The following is a 1,954-nucleotide window of genomic DNA, read 5'->3' as shown; positions in this document are numbered from 1 at the left end:
CACCCGAAGAAGCTGAAGTATTGATTACCAAAGATCCACGGAATAAGGATGTGTTGTTTCCTTATTTGAATGGAGAAGATTTAAATAACGATCCGGAACAGAAACCATCCCGTTGGGTGATTAATTTCTTCGATTGGACGGAAGAAAAGGCCCGTACTTATCCGGATTGTTTTGAGATAGTAGAACGGTTGGTGAAGCCGGAGCGACAACGTTGGAAATTAGATGAGAATGGGAATGAGATTGTTGGAACTTATGCTTTAAGGAAACCATTACCTCAAAAGTGGTGGATATATGGAGAAAAACGACCAGCTCTATACGAGACCATTTCAAAGGTAGACCAGGTCATGGTAGTCCCTTTAGTGAGCAAATACACATCTTTTGATTTAGTCCCAACTAAGATCGTTTATATGCATAAATTGGCAGTAATATTATTTGAAAATTTCTCTGAATTCGGTGTTTTATCCAGTACTTTGCATAATATATGGTGTTGGAAGAATTCATCCACTTTAGGAGCTGGCACATTAAATTATTCAACGACAGATTGTTTTGAAACATTTCCATTCCCAATAACTCTTAATAATAAAGAATTAGAAACTGTAAGTAGGAAATATAATTCTCTTCGTAAGAAAATAATGTGTGATAATAGGTTAGGTATGACTAAACTTTACAATCAATTTCACAATGATCGTTTGTTGGAAATTTCTAATTTGGTCCATTTCCCATCGAATGGAAAGGAGTTTGAAAAGATATATGGAAAAGAAAATTTTTCATTTCTAAAGCATTTGTGTAAATATTCAAATAATACTTCAATAAAAGACGCTTGTAGAGATATACTCGAACTTAGAGAACTCTATTGTAAAATAGACATTTCTGTATTGAATGCTTATGGTTGGAGTGATATAAGTTTAAAACATGATTTCTATGAAGTTGACTACTTACCAGAGAATGACAGAGTTCGTTTCACCATTCATCCTAATGCAAGAAAAGAAATTCTTAGAAGGCTTTTATTGCTCAACCATGAGCAATACTCCAAAGAACAAGAATCTCTTCCTTCTAAACAAAATAGAAGGATTAAGATAAAAAATGATCAAAGTTTTATTGATTTGTTTTCTGATGTGTAATCAAAGATCAGAATAACATCTTATCTTTGCTGACATTATCTTTATTTCCTTTAGTTGATTCCTTTTGAGTACTATAAGGATTTGATATCTCCATCTTGTGCAATTGATGATTAAGTTTTAACAAACGATTTAGTATTTCCTCTCGAACGGCTGGGTGAACTGTAAAGCGGATCCTGTCGCTTTCTGGTAAATAACTAACTTCATAGAAGTTGTGTTCAAGCTTTATATCATTCCACCCATATATGCCTAAAATATAATTATCCATCTGGATGTGTAGAGTTCGTAACTTGTGGATACGCTCGACAATATTATTATAAGAAAAATTACACGATCTATTTGTTAAATGCTTTTTCAACCAGATAGATTCTTTTCCATATTTTTTTTCGAAAATCTTATCTTGGAGGTTCTCATCTTCTATAGATATGATGGTTAATTGGCTATTATGGAATTGATTATACAGTTTCGTCAGCCCAATTTTAACATCACTCATAAGTTTTTCGCGAAAATAAAAATATTCTCGTCCAGCTTCTTCAATAATATTAATCTCTTCATGCGATGTAGATTGAGGAAAAGGAAACGTTTCAAAACACACAGAAGGAGTATACCTTAAATCACTTTTCATAGATGATCCATTGAACCAAGCCCAAATATTATGTAAAGTTGATTGCAAATAAGAAAAATATAAAAATTGATCATAAGCAAAAACACCCATAGAATGTGAATAAATCCATGTCGATGCTAATAATCCAATGGCAACAGTTTTACTTGTCAATGCAATAGCCATGACCTGGTCTACCTTTGAAATGGTCTCGTATAGAGCTGGTCGTTTTTCT

General features: G+C 33.1%; 2 protein-coding genes. One reads left to right on the top strand and one right to left on the bottom strand.

Annotated features, from left to right (window positions below):
• The coding region (locus tag DWW23_RS26300; protein ID WP_122357399.1) for a type IIL restriction-modification enzyme MmeI at positions 1-1,121 on the top strand (1,121 nt) is incomplete at its 5' end.
• Positions 1,122-1,128: 7 nt separating this feature from the next.
• Here the strand turns inward: DWW23_RS26300 and DWW23_RS26295 are convergent.
• A partial coding sequence (locus DWW23_RS26295; RefSeq protein ID WP_370449346.1) for a type IIL restriction-modification enzyme MmeI occupies positions 1,129-1,954 on the bottom strand: 826 nt, incomplete at its 5' end.

Origin of the sequence: Parabacteroides sp. AF14-59 (genome assembly GCF_003479515.1) — a bacterium.
Taxonomy (GTDB): Bacteria; Bacteroidota; Bacteroidia; order Bacteroidales; family Tannerellaceae; genus Parabacteroides; species Parabacteroides faecis.
This window is presented reverse-complemented; position numbering and strand designations above follow the sequence as displayed.